Below are 22658 nucleotides of genomic sequence, written 5' to 3' on the forward strand. Positions count from 1 at the left end.
CGATCGTCAGCCGGCGTCGCGCTGGGGTGCCGCAACCGGCGCGACCGCGTCCCAGTCGACCGTGAGCTCGCCCAGCCGCCAGCGCGCGCGGCCGTCGCGCACCGGCCAGCCGGCGGCGCGCATCCCCTCGGCGACGGCGATCCAGCGCTGACTCGGACCGTAGGCCGACAGCGGCGCGGCGCGCGCCCACTCCCGGTCGAGCGTCGTCACGAAGTCGTGCACGCGCTCGCCGGCGACGTTGCGGTGGATGAGGGCCTTCGGCAGCCGTTCGGCGACGATCGACGGCGCGTCGAGGTCTCGCAGCCGCAACGAGACGGTCAGCGTGCGCGGACCCTCCGGCCCGAGCGCCACCCAGCTGCACACCCGTCCGATCTCGTCGCAGGTGCCCTCCACCAGCAGGCCGTCCGGCTGCAGGCGCGCGAGCATCCGCGTCCACGCCGCCGCGACCTCGTCCTCGTCGTACTGCCGCAGCACGTTGAAGGCCCGGATGACGGCGGCGGGGCGCCCGCCGGGCGTCGGCGTCTCGAAGCCGCCCAGACGGAAGCTCACGCCCGGCCGCGCCCGCTCGTTCGCGAGGCGCACCCGCTCCGGCTCGATCTCGACGCCGACCAGCTCGACGTCGGGGCGCACGCGCGCCAGCCGTTCGTGCAGCTCGAGGGGGGTGGTGGCCGAGGCGCCGTAGCCGAGATCCACCACGAGGGGGTCGACGGCCCGCCGCAGCACCGGCTGCACGGCGATCCAGCGGTCGATGCGGCGCAGGCGGTTCGTGTTCGTGGTGCCGCGAGTCACGCGTCCCTCGACGCGTCCGCCCCGCGCTCCGCTCACCACCCGAGAAGGCTAGCGGCGCGCATCCCCGCACCGGCTCCCGCCGGTCACCGCGCCGTCGCCGCCGCTCGGTAGGCTGAGCACCATGACGAGCACGCTCATCCTCCTGCGCCACGGCAACTCCGACTGGAACCAGAAGAACCTCTTCACGGGGTGGGTGGATGTGCGGCTCAGCGAGCAGGGCATCGCCGAGGCCCAGCGCGCGGGCGAGCTGCTCGCCGAGTCGGGCCTGAAGCCGCAGGTGCTCTACACGAGCCTGCTGACCCGCGCGATCCAGACCGCGAACCTCGCGCTCGAGGTCGCCGACCGTCTGTGGATCCCGGTCAAGCGCGACTGGCGCCTCAACGAGCGCCACTACGGCGCCCTGCAGGGCCTCGACAAGGCCGAGACGCTCGAGAAGTACGGCCCCGAGCAGTTCCAGATCTGGCGCCGCAGCTTCGACACCCCGCCGCCGGCGCTCGCCGACGACGCCGAGTGGTCGCAGGTCGGCGACGAGCGCTACGCCGGCCTCGCCGACAGCGAGCTGCCGCGCACCGAGAGCCTCAAGCTCGTCATCGACCGTCTGCTGCCGTACTGGGAGAGCGACATCACGAAGGACCTCGGCGAGGGCAAGACGGTGCTCGTCACGGCGCACGGCAACAGCCTGCGCGCCCTGGTCAAGCACCTCGACGGCGTGAGCGACGCCGAGATCGCCGAGCTCAACATCCCGACCGGCATCCCGCTCGTCTACGAGCTCGACGACGACTTCCGCCCCACCGGCCCGGGCCGCTACCTCGACCCGGAGGCCGCCGCCGCCGGCGCCGCCGCGGTCGCCAATCAGGGCAAGAAGTAAGCCGGGGCGTCACACCCCCATGCGATTCCTCGTCGCGGCCTTCCTCGACGACGTCGCCCTCGACGCCGAGTTCGAGCCGGGCACGCTGCCGCTGCACGTGACCCTGCTCGGGCCCGGCGACACCCACGCCGATCAGGGTCAGCTCGAGGCCGGCATCGAGGCGGCGCTCGCCGCCTTCGCGCCGCTCGAGGTCGAGGCCGGCGACGACGAGCTCTTCGGCGACGCGCACGACATCGAGGTGACGCTGCTCGACGACGAGACGGGCGAGCTGGATGCGGTGCACCGCGCGCTCATCCAGCAGCTGCGTCCGCTCGGCGTCGCACTCGTCGACGCGAGCTACGCCGGCGCCGGGTTCCGTCCGCACGTCACCGCGACCGACGGCGACCGCCTCGATCGCGGCGAGCGGGTCGAGCTGGATGCCGTGGCCCTGCTCGAACGCGACGCGCACGCCGAGGGCGGTCCGGTCTGGCGGCTGATCGCGCAGTTCCCGCTGATCTGACGCGCTTCGTCGCCGAGCGCGGGGCTCTGTGCCGAGCGCGCGGCGTCGACGTCCCGCTCTCGGAACGCGACCCCGCGCTCGGCTACAGCGCGGGCTGCGAGTGCAGCTCGCTCGAGAAGCTCTGCCCGTCGAGCTCGACGTAGACGCGCGACTCGATGAGCGACACCGTCAGCTCCCTGCGGCGGCCCAGCGCGCCGGCCACGTCGTCGATGAAGCCGGGGTCGAAGCTGCGCAGCTCGATCCGCTCGCCGTCGTGGATCTTCTTACCGGCCCAGAGCGCGGCGACCTTCGCGGGATCGCGGTGCGTGTAGACGACCGTGCGGTCGGCGAGCTTGCTGCCGAAGTGCAGGCGCTCGGCGTCGGGTGCGCCGATCTCGATCCAGACGGTGATCGAGCCCGTCGCGTCGCGCACGAGCACGGCCGGCTCGTTCTTCGTGGTCGAGATGCCCTCGCTGAAGGCGATGCCCTCGACGTACTCGAGGGCGTAGGCGAGCACCCGCGTCACGAGGAACTGCTCGGTCTCGGAGGGGTGACGCGCGGCCCGCAGATTGACCGACTCGTAGACGCCGCGATCCACGTCGGAGATCGTCAGGTCGAAGGTGTGGATCGTCGCGCCGGCAGCCATGAGATCGAGCCTAGGTGCGCGGATCGGCCTCGCTCGACCGATCGAGCCGCTGCACGGGGCGCGGGACTCGCGTCGACCGGAGGGCGAGCCGAGAGCTCAGAGGAAGTGCGACCCGAGCTCCAGCACGAGCGCCTCGAACTCGACCGGGCCGCTCGTGTCGACGCGCACGACCGGGCCGAGCGCGAGTGGCTGGAACGACTGGAAGGCCGCATCCCAGTCGCGATGGGTGCCCGGGCGCGACGACTGCCGTGCCGCGAAGCGCTCGCGCGCGAGGTCGACCGGCACCTCGCACCAGAGCTCGACCGTGCGCGGCGAGCCGGCGACCTCGAGGCCGCGGCGCGCGAACTCGAGGTCCCGCTCGCGATCGAGCACCGCGTCGATGACGACGCCGCCCTCGGTCTCGGCCGCGAGCCGCCAGAGCGTGTCCATCGCGATGCCGCCGAGCCGCGCCGAGTCGCCGTCGGGCAGCAGCTCGCCGAAGCTCTCCTTCAGCGCGTCCTTCGCGAGCACCGGGGCTCCGAGGATGCCGCCGAGCTGGCGGGCGAGGGACGACGTGCCCGAGCCGGGGAGTCCGTTGACGAGGATCGCGACCGAGGCCATCCCCTCAGCCTAGGTCGCGGCGGTGCTCACGGATGCGACAGCATCCACGACCGAGACGGGGCCGGAACGAGCGAGGGCGGCCATCCCGCAGGATGACCGCCCTCGTCAGCGTGAGGCGTCGAGTTCGACGCCGGCCGGGATCAGTCCTCGGCCGGAGTCCAGTCGCCGGTCGCCAGGTACTGCACCTTCTTCGCGATCGACACCGCGTGGTCGGCGAAGCGCTCGTGGTAGCGCGAGGCCAGCGTGGCATCCACCGTGTCGGAGGCGCCGCCGCTCCACGTCTCGGCGAGCACCTGGTCGAAGACGCTGAGGTGCAGCTCGTCGACCTTGTCGTCTTCGTTGCGGATGTGCTCGGCGATGTCGACGTCCTGCGTCGAGAGCAGCTCGGTGAGCTTGCGCGCGATCTGCACATCGAGCTCGCCCATGCTCTTGAAAGTGGGGCGGAGGCTCTTCGGCACGACCTTCTCGGGGAAGCGGTAGCGCGCCAGCTGCGCGATGTGACGGGCGATGTCGCCCATGCGCTCGAGCGAGGCGCTGATGCGCAGCGCGCTCACGACGATGCGCAGGTCGCGGGCGACCGGGTTCTGGCGGGCCAGGATCTCGATCGCGAGCTCGTCGAGCTCGTTCGCGGCGGCGTCGATCTTGCTGTCGTCGGCGATGACCGACTCGGCCAGGGCGACATTCGACTCGTTGAACGCGGTCGTCGCGTTGTCGATCGCCTCGGCCACGAGGCCTGCGATCTCGACCAGACGGTCCTGCACATCACGCAGTTCCTGCTGGAAAACCTCACGCATCTGCTGCGTCCTCTCGTTGTCTCGGCAGACTCATCCCCGCCGCGGCCCCAGGCTCGCGCTGTCAGGTTAACGACCGGTGACGATCCTCTGAACTTCGGGGTGAACGGCCCCGGAACGGCGGGAAGCCCTGCGGGGAACGGCTGGGAGCGAGCCTAATGTAGGGGCTATGGACGCGGCTTGGCTCGTGCCCGCCGCACTCGGATTCGGCGTGGTGATCGGCGTGGGCTCGACCGTTCTGCTCGTGCTCGCGGCCCGCCGCGGCGAGCGGGCGCGCGAGGTGCTCACCCCGCGCGTGCCCGACGGGGTGGATGCCCTGATCGAGTCGCTCGATTCGGTCGGCATCGTCGTCGACCCGAGCAACAACGTCGTGTCGGCCTCGCCGCGCGCCCTCGCCACGAACCTGGTCTTCAACGACCACCTCGTGCATCCCGAGCTGCTCGATATCGTCGATAAGGTGCGGCGCGACGGGCTGCCCGCGAGCGACGAGCTGCACCTCACGCGCAGCCGGCTGGGGGAGCAGTCGCTGCACCTCATCGTGCGCGTCTCGCGGCTCGGCGCCCGCTATGTGCTGCTGCTCGGCGACGACCGCACCGAGGCGCATCGGCTCGAGGAGGTGCGCCGCGACTTCCTCGCGAACGTCAGTCACGAGCTGAAGACCCCGATCGGCGCCGTCGGCCTGCTGGCCGAGGCGCTCGAGTCGGCCGCCGACGAGCCGGATTCCGTGCGCCGCTTCGCCGCCCGGCTCAGCGCCGAGGCCGAGCGGCTCGCCAAGATCACCTCGGAGATCATCCAGCTCAGCCGTCTCCAGTCGGGCGACGCCCTCGAGAAGGCCGAGCTGGTGGATGTCGACCACCTCGTGCGCCAGTCGATCGACCACCACCGCGTCGCCGCCGATGCGAAGGACATCGAACTCGTCGTCGGCAAGCGCCGCCACGCGCTCGTGCTCGGCGACCCGGCCATGCTGTCGACCGCGCTCAACAACCTGGTCGCGAACGCCATCCAGTACTCGCCCGAGCACTCGCGCGTCGGCATCGGCGTCACCCTGACCGACGGCGTGATCGAGATCGCCGTGACCGATCAGGGCGTCGGGATCCCCGCCGCCGATCGCGACCGCGTGTTCGAGCGCTTCTACCGCGTCGACACCGCCCGCGCCCGCAACACCGGCGGCACGGGTCTCGGACTCTCCATCGTCAAGCACGTCGCCCAGAACCACGGCGGCGACGTGCGTCTCTGGTCGCAGCCGGGCAACGGCTCGACCTTCACCATCCGCCTGCCGGAGGCCGTCGAGGCCTCCGCCGTCCCCACGGGAGCTACGGGATGACCCGCATCCTGATCGTCGAAGACGAGGAATCGCTCAGCGAGCCCCTCGATTACCTGCTGCGCCGCGAAGGCTACGAGACCGCTGTGGCGGCCGACGGCCGTTCCGCGCTGCAGCTGTTCGAGCGCGGCGGCGCCGACCTGGTGCTGCTCGACCTCATGCTGCCGGGGCTCCCCGGCACCGAGGTCTGCCGCGAGCTGCGCACGACCTCGAACGTGCCGATCATCATGCTGACGGCCAAGGACTCCGAGGTCGACATCGTGGTGGGGCTCGAGCTCGGCGCCGACGACTACGTCACGAAGCCGTACTCGTCGCGCGAGCTGCTCGCCCGCATCCGCGCCGTTCTGCGTCGCCGGGTCGAGGCGGTCGACGTCGACGACTCGGTGCTCGAGTCGGGCCCGGTGCGCATGGATGTCGAGCGTCACGTCGTGACGGTCGACGGCAACGAGGTCGCGATGCCGCTCAAGGAGTTCGAGCTGCTCGAGCTGCTCATGCGCAACGCCGGCCGCGTGCTCACGCGCGGTCAGCTGATCGACCGGGTGTGGGGAGCCGACTACTACGGCGACACGAAGACGCTCGACGTGCACGTGAAGCGCATCCGCTCGAAGATCGAACAGGACCCGTCGCAGCCGACGCTGCTCGTGACGGTGCGCGGACTCGGCTACCGCTTCGAGGCCTAGCCGATCCGACGAGAGAGGGCCGGACATCCACTCGGATGTCCGGCCCTCTTCTGGTTCGGGGTCGCGGCGAGCGCGCGGGTCGCGGTGCGACTCAGCCGTTCGCCGCGGGGTCGGAGGCGGCGTCGCTGGGCGCGCCGCTCACCTCGGTGCCGCTCTGGTCGGTCCCGTCGGCGGGCGTCGACGCCTCGCCCGACGGGGCCGTGCTGGGCGAGACCGAGGGGCTCGGCTTGACAGTGGGGCCGTGCTCCGCGTACTCGGCGAAGGTCGTGTCGAGCACGGGGACGCCGAGCTGCAGACCCTCGTGGCCGGCGTAGACGAAGTAGATCTGGGCGAGCGAGCCGGCCTTCGGGTCGAAGTCCTCGAGCAGCCGCTGCCCCCGCTTGCCGTAGCCGACGTTGTTGGCGCCCGGCTTGAGGTTGAGGGTCAGGTTCTTCTTGTCGCCGCCCGCCTCGTACTGCACGCGCAGGCTGATGTCGAGGTCGGAGTTGTTGACGGCGGTGAGCACGAGGTTCGCGTCTCCCTCGTCGTTCACGATCGCGACCGCGTTGCGCAGGCCGATCTGGCCGACGTTGCCGCTCACGCCATCCGACGGGTCGTAGTGGTTCGTGGTCGCCTGGGGCGTCACGAAGTTGCAGCCCGCGAGGCCGATCGAGAGGCCCCCGAGGAGGGCGATGGATGCCAGCGCGCGTGCCTTCAACAGAACTCTCCAGATATCGCTCGACGGGGCTGAGGTCAGCATATCGGGGCCATCGCGGGCACCGAGGTTAGGCACCCCTAACTGAGGGGTAGCTGTGTTAGAATAGCCAGTCTGCGGAAGGAAAAACTCCATGCTCTTCGAGGTCGGCGAGACAGTCGTTTACCCCCATCACGGCGCTGCAACCATCACCGAAGTGAAGACCAGGAAGGTCCGTGGCGAAGAGAAGCTCTATCTGAAGCTCAACGTCACGCAGGGCGACCTCACGATCGAGGTCCCGGCCGAGAACGTCGACCTGGTCGGCGTTCGCGACGTGATCGGCAAGGAGGGTCTCGACAAGGTGTTCGAGGTGCTGCGTGCGCCGTTCACCGAGGAGCCCACCAACTGGAGCCGTCGCTACAAGGCCAACCTCGAGAAGCTCGCCTCGGGCGACGTGATCAAGGTCTCCGAGGTCGTGCGCGACCTGTGGCGTCGCGACCAGGATCGCGGCCTCTCGGCCGGCGAGAAGCGCATGCTCGCGAAGGCGCGCCAGATCCTCGTCTCCGAGCTCGCGCTCGCCGAGAAGACCGACGAGGAGAAGGCCTCGACGGTGCTCGACGAGGTGCTCGCCTCCTGAGCTCGCTCTGGTTCGCCAGAACAGCCTGAATCGTGATGGATGCGGTGGGCGGATGAGATCCGCCCACCGCATCGTCATGTCGCCGCCCATCGCGCCGTGATCCTCGGAGCCTGCGATCCCCTGAGGGAGACCCCGTGACCGATCAGCCCACTCTCGCCGTCATCGTCGTCGCCGCCGGCTCCGGCACCCGCCTCGGCCAGGCCGAGCCCAAGGCCTTCGTCGAGGTGCGCGGGGTCACGATCCTCGAGCGCAGCCTCGATGCCGTCTTCGACGCGTCGACGCCGGCGCAGGTGATCGTCGTCGCCCCGGCCGCGAAGCTCGCCTCCGCGAAGTCCATCGCGCTGCGCGCGGCCGGACCAGCCGCCGGAGCCGTCACGGTCGTCGAGGGCGGGGCGAGTCGGCAGGCCTCGGTCGCGGCGGGACTCGCGACGGTGCTGCCCGGCGTCGACACGGTGCTCGTGCACGATGCGGCCCGCGCGCTCGCACCGGCCGAGCTGTTCGACCGGGTCGTGCGCCAGGTGCGCTCCACGGGCCGCGGCGTCATCCCGGCACTGCCGGTCACCGACACCGTGAAGCGCGTCGCCGACGGCGTCGTCGCCGGAACGGTCGACCGCAGCGATCTCGTGCACGTGCAGACCCCGCAGGGCTTCCCGCGGGCGGCGCTCGACCACGCCTACGCGGTCGCCGCCGCGGAGCACACCGACGACGCCGCCCTGTTCTCGGCCGACGGCGGCGAGGTCGTCACGGTCGAGGGCGACGCGCGCGCCTTCAAGATCACGACCCCGTGGGATCTGCGCCGGGCCGAGAACGTGCTCGGCGTGAGCCGCGGCATCCGCACCGGCATCGGCCTCGACGTGCACGCCTACGACGAGGAGTCGCCGCTCTGGTTCGGCGGCCTCTACTGGCCCGACGAGCCCGGTCTGAAGGGCCACAGCGACGGGGATGCGGCCCTGCACGCCGTGTGCGACGCCCTGCTCTCGGCGGCGGGTCTCGGCGACCTCGGCACCCGCTTCGGCGCGGCCGACGAGCGCTTCCGCGATGCGCGCAGCGAGGTCTTCGTGCGCGAGACCCTCGCGCTCGTGGCCGGCGCCGGCTTCACGGTGATCAACGTCGCCCTGCAGATCACCGCGAACCGTCCGCGCATCGGCGGCCGCCGCGGCGAGCTCGAGCGGCGACTCGGCGAGCTCGTCGGCGCGCCCGTGAGCGTGTCGGCGACGACCGCCGACGGCCTCGGCATGACCGGCCGCGGCGAGGGGATCGCCTGCATCGCGACGGCGCTGCTGAGCAGCTGAGCGTCCGCGTCCGACGCGACGCCCGCTGCCGCGTCACGCGCCGGGGCGGGCGCATCCCCGCCGGTAGACTCCCCGGGTGACAGTGCGCCTCTACGACAGCCGGGCCCAGGCTGTGCGCGACTTCGTGCCGCTCCGCGACGGCGAGGTCGGCATGTACGTCTGCGGCCCGACGGTGCAGTCGTCGCCGCACGTCGGGCACCTGCGCAGCGCTCTCGTCTACGACCTGTGGCGACGCTGGCTGAGCTATCGCGGCTACGCCGTGACCCTGGTGCGCAACGTCACCGATATCGACGACAAGGTGCTCGTCAACGCGACCGAGCACGAGCCGTGGTGGGCCCTGGCCTATCGCATCGAGCTCGAGTTCACGGCCGCCTACTCGGCGCTCGGCATCCTGGCCCCGACCTACGAGCCGCGAGCCACGGCGAGCATCCCGGGCATGCAGCAGCTCATCGACGAGCTGATCGAGCGCGGCCACGCCTACGCGGCCGATGACGACTCGGGCGACGTCTACTTCGACGTGCGCAGCTGGAGCGGCTACGGCGCGCTCACACGCCAGAGCATCGACGACATGAGCGAGTCGGCGGATGCGGAGACGCGCGGCAAGCGCGACGCCCGCGACTTCGCGCTCTGGAAGGGACGCAAGGCCGAGGAGCCGGCGTCCGCATCCTGGGCCTCGCCCTGGGGCGAGGGGCGCCCCGGCTGGCACATCGAGTGCTCGGCCATGTCGCGCCGCTACCTCGGAACCGCCTTCGACATCCACGGCGGCGGACTCGACCTGCGCTTCCCGCACCACGAGAACGAGCTCGCCCAGTCGAGCGCCGCCGGCGACGCCTTCGCGAGCTACTGGGTGCACAACGGCCTCGTGGCGATCGAGGGTCAGAAGATGTCGAAGTCGCTCGGCAACTCGATCTACGCGGCCGAGTTCCTCGGATCGGCGCGCGGCATCGCGATCCGCTACTACCTGGCGAGCGCGCACTACCGCTCGACGATCGACTACCACGACGGCTCGCTCGCCGAGGCGGAAGCCGCCGTCGACCGCATCGAGACCTTCCTCGAGCGCGCCGAGCGCCGCACCGCCGGAACCCGCTGGGCGGGATCGGGCGTCGGCGTCGTGCCCGAGGAGTTCGCGGCCGCCATGGACGACGACCTCGGGGTGCCGCAGGCGCTCGGCGTGCTGCACGAGCGCGTGCGCGCCGGCAACATCGCCCTCGACGCCGACGATGTGGATGCCGTCGCGCGCATCCACGGCGAGGTCACCGCGATGACCGAGGTGCTCGGCGTGCACCCCAGCCAGTGGCCGGAGGCGGCGAGCGGCGGCGACGCCGCGCTCGGCGCCCTGGTCGAACGACTTCTCGGCGACCGCGCCGCTGCACGAGCGGCGAAGGACTACGCCACGGCCGACCGCATCCGCGAGGAGCTGACCGCGGCCGGCATCACCATCGAGGACACGCCCGACGGGGCGCACTGGAGCATCACATGAGCGGAAAGCCGGGTCGCCCGGGCGGCGCACGCAAGGGCGGCAAGAAGGGACCCACCGTGGGCACCGGGGGCAACGGACGCCGAGCCCTCGAGGGCAAGGGGCCGACGCCGAAGGCCGAGGACCGCAGCTGGCACGTCGCCGGCAAGCGCAAGCTCGCGCAGGATCGACTCGAGGCGGCCCGCGCGCGTCACGGCAAGGGCGGCAAGCCCGACGCCGCGGCTCCGGCCCGCCGTCGCACGCCGAAGCGCGACGACGACAGCGAGCTGCTGACCGGCCGCAACTCGGTGCTCGAGGCGCTGCGCACGAAGGTGCCGGCGACGACCCTCTACATCGCGACCCGCATCGAGATGGACGACCGCGTCAAGGAGTCGATCGCGCTCGCCACCAAGCGCGGCATCCCGCTCGTCGAGATCATGCGCCCCGAGCTCGACCGCAAGGCCGGTCACGACGCCGTGCACCAGGGCATCGCCCTCGCCGTGCCGCCGTACCAGTACGCGCACCCGCTCGACCTCGTCGACGACGTCATCGAGAGCGACAAGAACCCGCTGTTCGTCGCCCTCGACGGCGTCACCGACCCGCGCAACCTCGGGGCGATCATCCGCTCGGTCGGCGCGTTCGGCGGCCAGGGCGTGATCGTGCCGCAGCGCCGCAGCGTCGGCGTGACCGCCTCGGCGTGGAAGACCTCCGCCGGCGCCGCCGCGCGCGTGCCGGTCGCGCTCGCGTCGAACCTCGCTCAGACCATCGACGCGATCAAGGACCGCGGCGTCTTCGTGATCGGCCTCGACGGCGACGGCGATGTGTCGCTGCCGGGGCTCGAGCTCGCGAACCGTCCGCTGCTGGTCGTGACCGGCAGCGAGGGCAAGGGCCTGTCGCGACTGATCACCGAGAAGTGCGACGCGATCGTGTCGATCCCGATCAGCTCGGTGACGGAGTCGCTCAACGCCGGCATCGCCACCTCGGTCACCCTCTACGAGATCGCGAAGCTGCGCGCCGAGCGCTGATCGTGACCGACCGCGCTCAGCTGCTCGACCGTGCCGCCGGCGTGATCGTCGGGCAGGCCTGCGGCGATGCGCTCGGTGCGGGCTACGAGTTCGGGCCTCCGCTCGACGACGCCGTCCCCGTCGTGCTCGGCGGCGGACCCAACACGATGGGCTGGGCGCCGGGGGAGTGGACCGACGACACGGCTATGGCCGTTCCGCTGCTGCGGGCGGCCGCCGCGGGCTGGCGCTTCGACGGCAGCGCCGCGCTCGCCGAGGTGATCGAGCAGTGGCGGGTGTGGGCGCGCACCGCACGCGACGTCGGCATCCAGATCCGGGCGGTGCTCGCCGACATCCCGCAGTCGACCGAAGCGGATGCGCGAGCGGCCGCCGAACGACTGCACGTCGAGCGCGGGCGCTCGGGCGGCAACGGCTCGCTCATGCGGACCGGGCCGGTCGCGCTCGCGTTCCTCGGGGCCGACCCGGGCGAGCCGTCGGCGCTCGCCGCCGCGGCGCGTCGGGTGAGCGAGCTCACGCACTGGGAGCACGACGCGGGAGACGCCTGCGTGATCTGGTCGCTCGCGATACGGCACGCCGTGCTGACCGGCGAGGCGGATGCGCGTGTCGGGCTCGGCGCCCTGCCGGCCGAACGCGCCGCGCGCTGGGCGGCGCTGCTCGACGAGGCCGAGACGCGACGCCCGCGGGACTTCGAGCAGAACGGCTGGGTCGTCGAGGCGCTGCAGGCGGCGTGGTCGGCGATCCATGCGGCATCGGATCCGGTCGATGCGCTCGAGCGCGCGGTGCGCAGCGGCCGTGACACGGATACCGTCGCGGCGATCGCGGGTCAGCTCGTCGGCGCGGCGCACGGCGCCACGGCGCTGCCGCCGGAGTGGAGATCCCGGCTGCACGGCTGGCCGGGGCTGCGCGACGCGGAGCTCGTCGCGCTCGCGGAGCAGGCGGCCGGGCGCGCGCTCGGCTGAGCCGGTGCTCGGGCCGGAGACGGACGCTGAGTCGGAGACTGCCGAGCCGAGCGCACCTCATGTCGGTGGTGCGTCGTAGCGTGAGCGACATCCCGAACCGGAAGGCGCCGTGTACCTGCTGAACGACGCGCTCGTGACGAGCGCCAGCGACCTGAAGCTCGCGAGCGAGTGCGAGTTCGCATTCCTGCGCACGCTCGACGTGAAGCTGGGGCGCGCGACGGCGCTCGATGTCGAGGCGGATGCGATGCTCGAGCGAGCCGCCCGCCTCGGCGATCGGCATGAGCAGCGCATCGTCGAGCAGCTGCGCGACGACCTCGGCGACGACGTCGTGACGCTTCCGCGGCCCGAGAACCCGCGCGACCCCGACGAGCTGCGCCGGCTCGCCGCCCAGACGGTCGAGGCGTTGCGCTCGGGCGCGGGGTTCGTGTACCAGGCCGTGTTCTTCGACGAGAGCGATCCCGAGCTGCTGTTCGTCGGCTTCGCCGACTTCCTCGCGCGGCAGAGCGACGGCCGCTACCGGGTGCAGGACTCGAAGCTCGCCCGCTCGGCCAAGGTGACCGCATTGCTGCAGCTCGCGGCGTACCACGAGCAGCTCGAGCGACTCGGCATCCCAGTCGATGACGAGGTCGAGCTGATCCTCGGCGACGGCCGCTCGAGCATCCACCGCATCGACGACATCCGGCCGGTGTTCGAGCTGCGGCGCGAGCGGCTCCACGCCATGATCCGCGAGCACCGCGCCGAGACGGGGGCGGTGGCCTGGGGCGATGCGCGCTACGCCGCCGACGGCCGCTGCGAGGTCTGCGCCGCCGAGGTCGACGCGCATCGCGACCTCTTCCTGGTCGCCGGGATGCGCGCGACCCAGCGTGCCAAGCTGCGTGTCGGCGGGCTCACCACGATCGACGATCTCGCGGCGGCCGTCGACCAGCCCGCGGGCAGCACCGTGCCCGCCGGCACCTACCGCGCGCTGCAGGAGCAGGCCGAGCTGCAGGTCTCGGCCATGGCCGCCCGGGCCGCAGCGGAGGAGACGGCGGCATCGGCGGGCGGCCCCGACGGTGCTGCGACGGTCGCGCATCCGGTTCCCGCCTATCGTCTGTTCAACCCGCAGATCATCGCCGACCTGCCCGCTCCCGACCCGGGCGACATCTACTTCGACTTCGAAGGCGACCCGCTGCACCAGGAGCTCGCCGCCGACGGCACGACCTCGCAGTGGGGTCTCGACTACCTGTTCGGCTACGTCGACGACAGCGAGCAGTTCACGAGCTACCTCGCGCACGACCTGGCCGCGGAGGCGGTGGCGCTGCGCGCGTTCCTCGACGACGTGAAGCTGCGTCGGCAGGCCAACCCGGGCATGCACATCTATCACTACGCCAGCTACGAGCGCACGCATCTCGCCTCGATCGCCGCGCGCCACGGCGTCGGCGAGGCCGACGTCGACGAGCTGCTCAGCGCGAACGTGCTGGTCGACCTCTACCCGGTCGTGAAGCGGTCGATCCGGGTCGCGAGCCGGTCCTACTCGATCAAGAAGCTCGAGCCGCTCTACATGGGCGACGAGCTGCGCACGCCCGACGGCGTGACCACCGCGGCCGACTCCGTCATCCAGTACGCGCGAAGCCGCGCGGCACTCCAGGCCGGTGACGGCACCGAGGCTCAGCGCATCCTCGACGACATCATCGACTACAACCGCTACGACTGCGTCTCCACCCGGAGGCTGCGCGACTGGCTCATCGCGGTCGCCCGCGCCGAAGCCGGCGTCGAGCCGGGCACCGGAGGTGAGCGCGAGCCCGACGCGGCGCGTCCCTTTCGGCTCGACCCGCTGACCCCGGCGCTGCTCGCCCGCGCCGAGCGGTGCGTGACCGACCACGATGCCGACGGCGCCGCCGCGAACCGTCTCGCCGCCGCCGCGATCGATTACCACCGCCGGGAGGACAAGAGCTTCTGGTGGGCGCACTTCGAGCGGCTCGAGAGCGATCCGGCCGACTGGGTCGGCACCCGCGACGTGTTCGAGGTGGATGCGGCGGCGAGCACGATCGAGCAGGACTGGACCGAGCCGGGGCCGGGCCAGCGCGCCACCCGCCGCCGCGTGCGACTGCACGGAGCCTGGGCCCCGGGCAGCTCGGCGCGCCCCGGTCGGGTCTCCGCGATCTACCGGCCCGCCGTCTACGCGAAGTCGGGGCGGGACCCCCGGCACGCGCTCGACCACTCCGCCGTCATCGACGAGATCGGCGACGACGGATCGGTGCTGCTCGCCGAGACGCTGCCGGGCGCCGCACCCGGCGGATCCGGAGGGCCCGATGCCGGCGTCGAGCCGTGGACCGACCTGCCGATCGCCCTCACTCCCGGGCCCCCGCCGATGACCGAGGGGCACCGCGCGGCGATCGAGGAGTGGGGCGCCCGCGTCGACGCGCAGGGCGACGGCTGGCCGCTCGACCCGGCCAGCGACATCCTGCTGCGCCGTGTTCCGCGACTGCGCGACGGCGGGGCGCTCGAGCCGATGCGGGACGCCGACGACGGCGTGCGTGCGGTCGTCGCGTCGCTGCGGCGCATGGACGACTCGTACCTCGCCGTGCAGGGTCCGCCTGGCACCGGCAAGACCTACCTCGCCGCTCACGTGATCGCCGAGCTCGTCGCGCAGGGCTGGCTGATCGGGGTCGTCGCCCAGTCGCACCGGGTCGTCGAGAACGTGCTCGACGGCGTCGTGCGAGCCGGCTGCGTGCCCGCCCAGGTCGCGAAGGGCATCCCCTCGAGCGAGCGTGCCGGCTTCTACGACGGCCACGGCTTCACCGAGCTGAGCGGAAGCAACCCGCAGGCCGCATTCCTCGCGCGGCATCGCGACGCCGGCCGCGGCGCGGTCATCGGCGGCACCGGCTGGGACTTCGTCAACACGAAGCGCGTCGAACGCCGCGAGCTCGACCTGCTCGTGATCGACGAGGCGGGGCAGTTCTCGCTCGCGAACACGATCGCCGTCGCGCAGGCCGCGCGCCGCATCCTGCTGCTCGGCGACCCGCAGCAGCTGCCGCAGGTGAGCCAGGGCATCCACCCGGCGCCCATCGACGCCTCGGCGCTCGGCGCGATCAGCGCCGGGCACGAGGTGCTGCCGGCCGAGTACGGCTACTTCCTCGCCGCGAGTCGGCGCATGGATGCGGCGGTCACCCGCCCCGTGTCGCGACTGGCCTACGCGGGCGAGCTGCGCTCGCACCCGAGCACCGAGCGGCGGCATCTCGACGGCGTCGACGCCGGGTTCCACGCCGTGCCCGTCGAGCACTCCGGCAACGCGACGGCCAGCGTCGAGGAGGCGGAGGAGGTGCTCGCGCAGGTGCGCGCGCACCTCGGGCTGCGCTGGACCGACGAGGAGGCCGGCCGCGCCGACGACCCGCTCACCGAGAGCGACCTGATCGTCGTCGCGCCGTACAACGCCCAGGTCGAGCTCATCCGCGCGACGTTCGACGCCGCCGGATTCGCGCGGGTGCGCGTCGGCACCGTCGACAAGTTCCAGGGGCAGGAGGCGGTCGTCGCGCTCGTCTCGCTCGCCGCATCCAGCCCCGACGACGCCCCGCGCGGGCTCGACTTCCTGCTCTCGCGCAATCGGCTCAACGTCGCGATCTCCCGTGCGCAGTGGGCTGCGCGACTCGTCTACTCGCCGAAGCTCGTCGACCACCTGCCGTGGAAACCCGACGGCGTCGCCGAACTGAGCCGCTTCATCGAGCTCGTGCGCCCCCGCGGATGAGCAGCGGACCGATCACACGTTCTTGCGCCAGTCCTCCTCCTGCTCCTCCTCGCCGAGGGCGAGCGGAGCCGTGAGCATCGCCGTCGGCGGACCGACGACGGTCACCTCGTCGCGGCGGTGGCGCAGCACGGTGTCGATGTAGTCGGTCAGCGCCTCGGCGACGGGCACCGGGCGACCCGTCTGCTCGGCGAGGTGCCAGCGGTGCTCGAGCAGCTGGTGGAAGACCTCCGCCGGCTCGAGCTTGCCGCGCAGCTCGCGGGGGATCGCCCGCACGACCGGCTCGAAGACCTTCACGAGCCACTCGTGCGCGATCATCTCCTCGTCCTGCTGCGCCCGGTCGCCCGCCGCTCGGTAGGCGTCGAGGTCGTTGAGCAGGCGACGCGCCTGGTTCTCGCCGGCGTCGAGACCGGTCAGGCGCAGCAGCCGGCGGGAATGATGCCCGGCATCCACGACCTTCGGCTGGATGCGCACCCGGGTCCCATCGCCGGTGTCGTCCTGCTGGATCGACAGCTCCTCGATGTCGAAGCCGAGCGCGTTGAGCCGTTCGACGCGCTCGCTGATGCGCCAGCGCTCCGACGACGGGAACGACTCGGCCCCGGTCAGCTCCGCCCACAGCGTGCGGTAGGCGGCGACGATCCCGTCGGCGACGTCGACGGGATCGAGATCCTCGCCGAGCCGCCCACCCGACTGAAGGTCGAGCAGCTCGCCGGCGATGTTGACGCGCGCGATCTCGAGGTCGTTCTCACGCTGCCCGTTCGACAGGCCGCCGTCGTAGAGCTTGCCGGTCTCCGCATCCACCAGGTAGGCGGCGAAGGCGCCCGCGTCGCGCCGGAACAGCGTGTTCGACAGCGAGACGTCGCCCCAGAAGAAACCGGCGATGTGCAGACGCACGAGCAGCACGGCGAGAGCGTCGACGAGTCGGGTTCCGGTCTCGGCGCGCAGCGTCTGCGAGTAGAGCGCGCGGTACGGCAGCGAGAAGCGCAGGTGCCGGGTGATCAGCACCGGGGCCAGCGGTTCGCCGGCGGCGTCGGTGCGGTTCGAGATCACGGCGACCGGCTCCACGCAGGGCACGTCGAGGCGCTGCAGGGTGCGCAGCATGTCGTACTCCTGCCGTGCGAGTTCGCTCGTGGTCTCCTTCACGGCGATGACGTGGCCGGCGAGGTGCACGAAGCGCACCAGGTGCCGCGAGATGCCCTTCGGCAGGGCGGCGATGTTCTCGGCGGGCCAGTCGGCGAGCGGCAGGTTCCACGGCAGGTCGAGCAGGGCGGGGTCGGGCACGGCCGAGGTGATCGAGAGGGCGGGACTGCTCATGCGGAGGCTCCGGGACGCTGATTCGCGCCGTCGCAGTGGCGTGACGGCGAGACGATGACGGGCGAGACGACGACGGCCGCGGCCCCGGGTGGGACCGCGGCCGTCGCGGGATCTCGCCCGATCAGGCGGTCGGCGCCGCGGGGGCGGCCGGAGCAGCGGCCGGCGCGGCCGAGGTCGAGGCGGCGACGGGCGCGTTGAGGCGCTCGCCCGACTCGGCGTCGAAGGCGTGCAGGTGCTGCGGAACCGGGGTCAGCACGATCTTGTCGCCGGCGTTCGGGTGCGAGCGGCCGTCGACGCGGGTCACGATGTCGACGCGCTTGCCGTCGACATCGGCGTGGCCGTAGAGGTAGCCGTCGGCGCCGAGCTCCTCGACCACATCCACCTCGACCTGCAGGCCCGAGCCCGAGGTCGAGATCGTGAGGTCTTCGGGGCGGATGCCGACGGTGACCTGCTTGCCGGTCGCCGAGGTGAGCACGTCGCGCTCGATCGCCGCGACGCTCGAGCCGAACTGGATGCCGCCGTCGACGATGTCGGCGGTGAACAGGTTCATCGCCGGGCTGCCGATGAAGCCGGCCACGAAGACGTTGTTCGGCTTCTCGTAGAGGTCGCGCGGCGAGCCGACCTGCTGCAGGATGCCGTCCTTGAGCACCGCGATGCGGTCGCCCATGGTGAGCGCCTCGGTCTGGTCGTGGGTGACGTAGACCGTGGTGACGCCGAGGCGGCGCTGCAGCGAGGCGATCTGGGTGCGGGTCTGCACGCGCAGCTTCGCGTCGAGGTTCGACAGCGGCTCGTCCATGAGGAACACCTGCGGCTGACGCACGATCGCGCGGCCCATGGCGACGCGCTGACGCTGACCACCCGAGAGGGCCTTCGGCTTGCGGCCGAGGTAGGGCTCGAGGTCGAGCAGCTTCGCCGCCTCGAGCACGCGGTCGGCGCGCTCCTGCTTGCTGACGCCGGCGATCTTGAGCGCGAAGCCCATGTTCTCGGCGACCGTCATGTGCGGGTAGAGGGCGTAGTTCTGGAAGACCATCGCGATGTCGCGGTCCTTCGGCGGAACGTCGGTGACGTCGCGATCGCCGATGAGGATGCGGCCGTCGTTGACCTCTTCGAGGCCGGCGAGCATGCGCAGAGTGGTCGACTTGCCGCAGCCGGAGGGACCGACCAGCACGAGGAACTCGCCGTCGGCGACCTCGAGATCGATCGCGTCGACCGCGGGGCGGGTGCCGCCCGGGTAGAGGCGGGTGGCCTTGTCGAAGGTCACAGATGCCATGGGTGTATCTCCTTCACCGGCAGGTACGTGCCGGACGATCCGTAGTGAATGGAATGGTGGTGACCACGTCGGCGAACGTCGGTGGTCACCTGGGGTTCACCATAAAGCACGGATCTCGTCGACGCCACGGATGCGCAGCACGTCCGCGCGGTCCGCTCACCCGGAACGTCCGCACTGGACGAGACGGTCTACCCGTGCGCGCCGCTAGGCTCGCAGCGCAGCCGGAACCGGGAATGCTCCCAGGGTCGGGTGCCTACGATCTCCGCGTCGCGCGTGCACTCTCCGCCGCGTGAATCGCCGTCCGCCGCTCCGCGGCATCTACGAGGAACGATGACCGACCCGCACGAGCCCGCCGACCGCGAGAACGAGAGCGCGCCCGCGGAGCCGGACGGCGCCGCCGTCGAGCCGCGCACCCCGGTGGAGCCGCCGCTCGACACCGCCGCGATCCAGACCGCCGCGCGCGCCGCCGCCCGCGAGCGCGCGAGCGAGATCCGCACCCAGCAGCGCAAGAGCGACCGCCGTCGCACCTGGCTGCTGCGGGGCGGCCTGGTCACCGGGATCGTCGCCGTCGTGGTCGTCGTCACCTTCGTCATCATCAGCTTCGCCAGCCCCTCGCAGCGCGGCCCGCGCAACATGCTCAGCGACGGCATCCGCATCGGAGCCGATCTGAAGGCGCTGCGCACGGGATCGCTCGGCCCGGGCGAGTCGCCGACGGAGGCGCGCGATCAGGATGGCGCGATCCCGATCCGTCTCTACGTCGACTACTTCCAGCCGGATTCGGCCGCGTTCGCGAAGGCGAACTCGAAGCAGCTGCGCAGCTGGGTGAGCGACGGCGCGGCGACCCTCGAGATCCACCCGATCGCGCTGAGCAGCAAGTCGGGCTCCGACCAGTACGCGCTGCGCGCGGCGAACGCCGCCGGCTGCGTGGCCGAGTTCTCGCCCGACGCCTTCCTCGATTTCCACGTCGCCCTGCTCGCGGCGCAGCCCTCGCAGGAGAGCGGGGGCATGTCGGATGCGCGCATCCTCGCCGTCGCGAAGAAGGCGAAGGTGCAGTCGATGTCGGATGTGACGAGCTGCGTCGAGTCGCGCCGCTTCGGCAAGTGGGTGCAGGCGGCCAGCAACCGCGCCGTCAACGGACCGCTGCCGGGCACGAAGGTCAAGGCCGTCTCGGCGACACCGCTCGTGCTGCTGGGCTCCGCGCAGTTCGTGCCGAGCAGCTATTCGAACTCGAAGGAGCTCGCGCGCGCCTTCGTCGAGGCGAACGGCGGCGACTTCACGCAGGACGAGTCGGCGAGCCCGTCGCCCTCGCCGAGCGCCAGCAGTTCGGCCCCGGCCGCCGGCTGAGGTCGGGTGCGCTCCGCCGCCGATAGGATCGGCGGCATCGCCTCCTTAGCTCAGTTGGCCAGAGCACCGCTCTTGTAAAGCGGGGGTCGTCGGTTCGAACCCGACAGGGGGCTCGGCGAAAAGGCCCGGTCGGTACCCGTGTTCCGACCGGGCCTTCGTCCTGCTCCGGTCACGCGTGGGGCGCGGTGCCGCTCGGATCCGTTCAGCGCGGCAGCGGGCGGAAGCGGCGCAGCCGCAGGCTGCCCAGCACGACGAACACCGACGAGAACGCCATCGCGGCGCCGGCGAGGATCGGGTTCAGCAGCGCCAGCATCGCCAGCGGGATCGCGGCGACGTTGTAGGCGAAGGCCCAGAACAGGTTGCCGCGGATCGTGCCGAGCGTGCTGCGGGCGAGGCGCACCGCGTCGGCGACGGCGAGCAGGTCGCCGGAGACGATCGTCAGGTCGCTCGCGGTGATCGCCGCATCCGTTCCGCCGCCCATCGCAAGGCCCAGGTCGGCGGCCGCGAGGGCTGCCGCGTCGTTGACGCCGTCGCCGACCATCGCGACGACGCGGCCCTGCTGCTGCAGCTCGCGCACCGCATCCAGCTTGCCCGCGGGCGTGACGCCGGCGCGCACGTCGGCGATGCCGACCTCGGACGCGACCGCGCGCGCGGCGCCGAGGTTGTCGCCGGTGAGCAGCACCGGGGTGAGGCCGAGGCGGCGCAGCGCCGCGACGGCGGCCGCGCTCGTCGGCTTGATCGTGTCGGCGACGGCGACGAGTCCCCGCAGGCGTCCGTCGGCCGCGACGGCGACGACGGTCGAACCTCGGCCCTCGAGCTCGGCGGCGCTCGCCGCCAGCGGAGACGTGTTTATCGCCCACTCGTCCGCGAGCCAGCTCAGCCGCCCCGCGAGCACGAGCGAGTCGCCGACGACACTCTGCACGCCGAAGCCCGCGTGAGCGGCGAAGTCGGTCGCGACGGGATGCGCGGCATCCGCCCCGGCGATCGCCCGCCCGATCGGGTGCTCCGATCCCGCCTCGGCCGCGGCGGCGAGTCGCAGCACCTCGGCGGCGTCGACACCCGTGGCCGGCACGACCTCGGCGACCCGCATGCGGCCCTCGGTGACGGTGCCGGTCTTGTCGAGCACGATCGTGTCGACCTTGCGCGTCTGCTCGAGCACCTGCGGCCCGCGGATGAGGATGCCCAGCTGCGAGCCGCGCCCGGTTCCGACGAGGATCGCGGTCGGCGTCGCCAGGCCGAGCGCGCACGGGCAGGCGATGATCAGCGTGGTCACGGCCGCGGTGAAAGCGATCTCGATCGAGCCGCCCGACAGCATCCAGCCCGCGAAGGCCACGACGGCGAGCCCGATCACGACGGGCACGAACACGCTCGACACCCGGTCGGCGAGCCGCTGCACCCGAGCCTTGCCGGTCTGCGCATCGATCATGAGCGCGCGGATGCGGGCGAGCTCGGTGTCGGCGCCGACGCGGCGGATCTCGACCACGAGCCGCCCGCCCGACGAGATCGTGCCCCCGACGACGCGATCTCCGACGGTCACCTCGACCGGAACCGGCTCTCCCGTGAGCATGCTCGCGTCGACCGCCGAGGCGCCCTCGACCACGACGCCGTCGGAGGGCACCTTCTCACCGGGGCGCACCACCACGCGGTCGCCGATCGCGAGCTGCGCCACCGGCACGCGCGTCTCGACGCCGTCGCGCAGCAGTGCCGCGTCTTTCGCGCCGAGCTCGAGCAGCGCCCGCAGCGCCGCGCGCGACGCGACGCCGGCGCGGGCCTCGATCCAGCGCCCGAGCAGCAGCAGCACGGTCACGAGGGCCGCGACCTCGAGGTAGATCTCGTCGGCGCCGGCCTCGGGGCGTCCGATGAGCGTGAAGCTCATGTGCATGCCGGCCATGCCGGCGCCGCCGAAGAACAGGGTGTAGAGCGACCAGCCGAAGGCCGCGAGGATGCCGAGGCTGATGAGCGTGTCCATCGTCACGCCGCCGTGGCGCAGACTGACGGCGGCGGCGCGGTGGAACGGCCAGGCGCCCCAGACGACGACGGGGCCGGTGAGCGCGAGGGCCAGCCACTGCCAGTTGTCGAACTGCAGCGCGGGGATCATCGACAGCAGCGCGACCGGCACGCCGAGGGTGGCGCTGATCACCAGCCGACGCAGCAGGGCGCCGGCGTCGCCGGGGTCGTGCTGGTGGCCGCCGGAGTCGCCGGGCCCGGCGTGCTCGTCGTGTCCCGCGTGCTCGCCGTGCGGGGCGGGGATGGCGTCGACCGGCGCGGATGTCGTCGGCTCCGGCACCGGGATCGTCGCCCGGTACCCGGCCGCCTCCACCGTCTGCAGCAGGCGGCGCGCATCCACCGAGTCGTCGGTGCCGTCGCTCACGACGTGCGCCGTCGACAGCGCGTAGTTCACGGTCGCCTCGACACCGGGCAGCTTGTTGAGCTTGCGCTCGATGCGGTTCGCGCACGAGGCGCAGGTCATGCCGGTGATGTCGAGACGGTGCTCGACCGCGGTCATGCGCGCTCGCCGCCCTCCGCGGAATCGGCGGCCGAGTCGGTCGCCGCGCCGGCGAGCGCGTAGCCCGCCTCCTCGACGGCCGCACGGATGCGCTCGGTCGCCACCGGCGCGGAGCTCGCCACGGTCACGCGCGAAGCGCCGCCGACGACGAGCTCGACGTCGACCGTCGAGACCTCTGCGATCTCGCCGATCTCCTCGGTGACGCTCGCGACGCAGTGCGCGCAGGTCATGCCCTCGACGAGCACGGTGCTGGTGATGGTCGACATGATGGGTTCCTCTCGGGGGTGGATA

Annotated in this window: 20 protein-coding genes and 1 tRNA gene; 12 read left to right on the forward strand and 9 right to left on the reverse strand. The window is 72.1% G+C overall.

Going from position 1 to position 22658, the window contains the following annotated elements; all coding sequences use genetic code 11:
• Window positions 1–6: 6 nt before the first annotated feature.
• Window positions 7–825, reverse strand: coding sequence for a class I SAM-dependent methyltransferase (locus tag FJ657_RS06480; RefSeq protein ID WP_141162891.1), 819 nt, complete (start codon window positions 823–825; stop codon window positions 7–9).
• 85 nt (window positions 826–910) lie between these two features.
• Between FJ657_RS06480 and FJ657_RS06485 the strand changes: the two genes are divergently transcribed.
• On the forward strand, window positions 911–1657 hold the full coding sequence (locus tag FJ657_RS06485; protein ID WP_141162892.1) for a phosphoglyceromutase: 747 nt from the start codon (window positions 911–913) through the stop codon (window positions 1655–1657).
• 19 nt (window positions 1658–1676) lie between these two features.
• Entirely contained in the window at window positions 1677–2156 is a 480-nt protein-coding gene (locus tag FJ657_RS06490; protein ID WP_141162893.1) for a 2'-5' RNA ligase family protein, read from the forward strand.
• 82 nt (window positions 2157–2238) lie between these two features.
• Here the strand turns inward: FJ657_RS06490 and FJ657_RS06495 are convergent, their stop codons facing one another.
• From FJ657_RS06495 to phoU, 3 genes are all read right to left on the reverse strand, one after another.
• Window positions 2239–2781 (reverse strand): YaeQ family protein, encoded by a 543-nt coding sequence (locus FJ657_RS06495; protein WP_141162894.1) that lies wholly within the window; start codon window positions 2779–2781, stop codon window positions 2239–2241.
• 96 nt (window positions 2782–2877) lie between these two features.
• Window positions 2878–3381, reverse strand: coding sequence for a P-loop nucleotide/nucleoside kinase family protein (locus FJ657_RS06500; RefSeq protein WP_141162895.1), 504 nt, complete (start codon window positions 3379–3381; stop codon window positions 2878–2880).
• 140 nt (window positions 3382–3521) lie between these two features.
• Window positions 3522–4175, reverse strand: a complete 654-nt coding sequence (gene phoU, locus FJ657_RS06505) for a phosphate signaling complex protein PhoU (RefSeq protein ID WP_141162896.1) — start codon at window positions 4173–4175, stop codon at window positions 3522–3524.
• A 166-nt stretch (window positions 4176–4341) separates the two neighbouring features.
• On the opposite strand from phoU, the gene FJ657_RS06510 reads away from it, so the two are divergent.
• Together FJ657_RS06510 and FJ657_RS06515 are read left to right on the forward strand one after the other, a co-directional pair.
• Window positions 4342–5496, forward strand: coding sequence for a sensor histidine kinase (locus FJ657_RS06510; protein ID WP_141162897.1), 1155 nt, complete (start codon window positions 4342–4344; stop codon window positions 5494–5496).
• Window positions 5493–6173: a response regulator gene (locus tag FJ657_RS06515; RefSeq protein WP_141162898.1), complete on the forward strand. Its 681-nt coding sequence runs from the start codon at window positions 5493–5495 to the stop codon at window positions 6171–6173. Before FJ657_RS06510 ends, FJ657_RS06515 begins: the two co-directional genes overlap by 4 nt.
• A gap of 91 nt (window positions 6174–6264) precedes the next feature.
• Here the strand turns inward: FJ657_RS06515 and FJ657_RS06520 are convergent, their stop codons facing one another.
• On the reverse strand, window positions 6265–6870 hold the full coding sequence (locus tag FJ657_RS06520; protein ID WP_141162899.1) for a hypothetical protein: 606 nt from the start codon (window positions 6868–6870) through the stop codon (window positions 6265–6267).
• Window positions 6871–7000: 130 nt separating this feature from the next.
• On the opposite strand from FJ657_RS06520, the gene FJ657_RS06525 reads away from it, so the two are divergent.
• From FJ657_RS06525 to FJ657_RS06550, 6 genes are all read left to right on the forward strand, one after another.
• The gene (locus FJ657_RS06525; protein ID WP_141162900.1) at window positions 7001–7483 is read left to right on the forward strand and encodes a CarD family transcriptional regulator; all 483 of its coding nucleotides are present in this window, start codon (window positions 7001–7003) and stop codon (window positions 7481–7483) included.
• Window positions 7484–7617: 134 nt separating this feature from the next.
• On the forward strand, window positions 7618–8775 hold the full coding sequence (gene ispD / locus FJ657_RS06530) for a 2-C-methyl-D-erythritol 4-phosphate cytidylyltransferase (RefSeq protein ID WP_141162901.1): 1158 nt from the start codon (window positions 7618–7620) through the stop codon (window positions 8773–8775).
• A 76-nt stretch (window positions 8776–8851) separates the two neighbouring features.
• Window positions 8852–10255, forward strand: a complete 1404-nt coding sequence (gene cysS, locus FJ657_RS06535; protein ID WP_141162902.1) for a cysteine--tRNA ligase — start codon at window positions 8852–8854, stop codon at window positions 10253–10255.
• The gene (rlmB, locus tag FJ657_RS06540; protein ID WP_141162903.1) at window positions 10252–11256 is read left to right on the forward strand and encodes a 23S rRNA (guanosine(2251)-2'-O)-methyltransferase RlmB; all 1005 of its coding nucleotides are present in this window, start codon (window positions 10252–10254) and stop codon (window positions 11254–11256) included. The genes cysS and rlmB overlap by 4 nt, the downstream gene beginning before the upstream one ends.
• A gap of 2 nt (window positions 11257–11258) precedes the next feature.
• Window positions 11259–12212, forward strand: a complete 954-nt coding sequence (locus tag FJ657_RS06545) for an ADP-ribosylglycohydrolase family protein (protein WP_181408899.1) — start codon at window positions 11259–11261, stop codon at window positions 12210–12212.
• 109 nt (window positions 12213–12321) lie between these two features.
• Complete coding sequence (locus FJ657_RS06550; protein WP_141162904.1) at window positions 12322–15936, forward strand: TM0106 family RecB-like putative nuclease; 3615 nt, start codon at window positions 12322–12324, stop codon at window positions 15934–15936.
• Window positions 15937–15948: 12 nt separating this feature from the next.
• On the opposite strand, the gene FJ657_RS06555 is transcribed toward FJ657_RS06550, so the two are convergent.
• Both FJ657_RS06555 and FJ657_RS06560 read right to left on the reverse strand, forming a co-directional pair.
• The gene (locus tag FJ657_RS06555; protein ID WP_141162905.1) at window positions 15949–17247 is read right to left on the reverse strand and encodes a DUF4032 domain-containing protein; all 1299 of its coding nucleotides are present in this window, start codon (window positions 17245–17247) and stop codon (window positions 15949–15951) included.
• Between the two features lie 121 nt (window positions 17248–17368).
• Window positions 17369–18517, reverse strand: a complete 1149-nt coding sequence (locus FJ657_RS06560; protein ID WP_141162906.1) for an ABC transporter ATP-binding protein — start codon at window positions 18515–18517, stop codon at window positions 17369–17371.
• Window positions 18518–18847: 330 nt separating this feature from the next.
• Between FJ657_RS06560 and FJ657_RS06565 the strand changes: the two genes are divergently transcribed.
• Entirely contained in the window at window positions 18848–19861 is a 1014-nt protein-coding gene (locus FJ657_RS06565) for a DsbA family protein (protein ID WP_141162907.1), read from the forward strand.
• A 39-nt stretch (window positions 19862–19900) separates the two neighbouring features.
• A tRNA-Thr gene (locus FJ657_RS06570) sits at window positions 19901–19974 on the forward strand.
• Window positions 19975–20063: 89 nt separating this feature from the next.
• Here the strand turns inward: FJ657_RS06570 and FJ657_RS06575 are convergent.
• Window positions 20064–22367 carry a heavy metal translocating P-type ATPase gene (locus FJ657_RS06575; RefSeq protein WP_141162908.1) on the reverse strand — a complete coding sequence of 768 codons (2304 nt, stop codon included), beginning with the start codon at window positions 22365–22367 and terminating at the stop codon, window positions 20064–20066.
• Window positions 22364–22633, reverse strand: coding sequence for a heavy-metal-associated domain-containing protein (locus FJ657_RS06580; protein WP_141162909.1), 270 nt, complete (start codon window positions 22631–22633; stop codon window positions 22364–22366). Before FJ657_RS06580 ends, FJ657_RS06575 begins: the two co-directional genes overlap by 4 nt.
• Window positions 22634–22658 lie beyond the last annotated feature (25 nt).

This window comes from Schumannella soli (genome assembly GCF_006517435.1).
Lineage (GTDB): Bacteria > Actinomycetota > Actinomycetes > Actinomycetales > Microbacteriaceae > Schumannella > Schumannella soli.

Coding starts and splice junctions, on each gene's coding strand:
- FJ657_RS06485 (WP_141162892.1), top strand. CDS start 911: ATGACGAGCACGCTCATCCTCCTGCGCCACGGCAACTCCGACTGGAAC.
- FJ657_RS06490 (WP_141162893.1), top strand. CDS start 1,677: ATGCGATTCCTCGTCGCGGCCTTCCTCGACGACGTCGCCCTCGACGCC.
- FJ657_RS06495 (WP_141162894.1), bottom strand. CDS start 2,781: ATGGCTGCCGGCGCGACGATCCACACCTTCGACCTGACGATCTCCGAC.
- FJ657_RS06500 (WP_141162895.1), bottom strand. CDS start 3,381: ATGGCCTCGGTCGCGATCCTCGTCAACGGACTCCCCGGCTCGGGCACG.
- phoU (WP_141162896.1), bottom strand. CDS start 4,175: ATGCGTGAGGTTTTCCAGCAGGAACTGCGTGATGTGCAGGACCGTCTG.
- FJ657_RS06510 (WP_141162897.1), top strand. CDS start 4,342: ATGGACGCGGCTTGGCTCGTGCCCGCCGCACTCGGATTCGGCGTGGTG.
- FJ657_RS06515 (WP_141162898.1), top strand. CDS start 5,493: ATGACCCGCATCCTGATCGTCGAAGACGAGGAATCGCTCAGCGAGCCC.
- FJ657_RS06525 (WP_141162900.1), top strand. CDS start 7,001: ATGCTCTTCGAGGTCGGCGAGACAGTCGTTTACCCCCATCACGGCGCT.
- rlmB (WP_141162903.1), top strand. CDS start 10,252: ATGAGCGGAAAGCCGGGTCGCCCGGGCGGCGCACGCAAGGGCGGCAAG.
- FJ657_RS06555 (WP_141162905.1), bottom strand. CDS start 17,247: ATGAGCAGTCCCGCCCTCTCGATCACCTCGGCCGTGCCCGACCCCGCC.
- FJ657_RS06560 (WP_141162906.1), bottom strand. CDS start 18,517: ATGGCATCTGTGACCTTCGACAAGGCCACCCGCCTCTACCCGGGCGGC.
- FJ657_RS06565 (WP_141162907.1), top strand. CDS start 18,848: ATGACCGACCCGCACGAGCCCGCCGACCGCGAGAACGAGAGCGCGCCC.
- FJ657_RS06575 (WP_141162908.1), bottom strand. CDS start 22,367: ATGACCGCGGTCGAGCACCGTCTCGACATCACCGGCATGACCTGCGCC.
- FJ657_RS06580 (WP_141162909.1), bottom strand. CDS start 22,633: ATGTCGACCATCACCAGCACCGTGCTCGTCGAGGGCATGACCTGCGCG.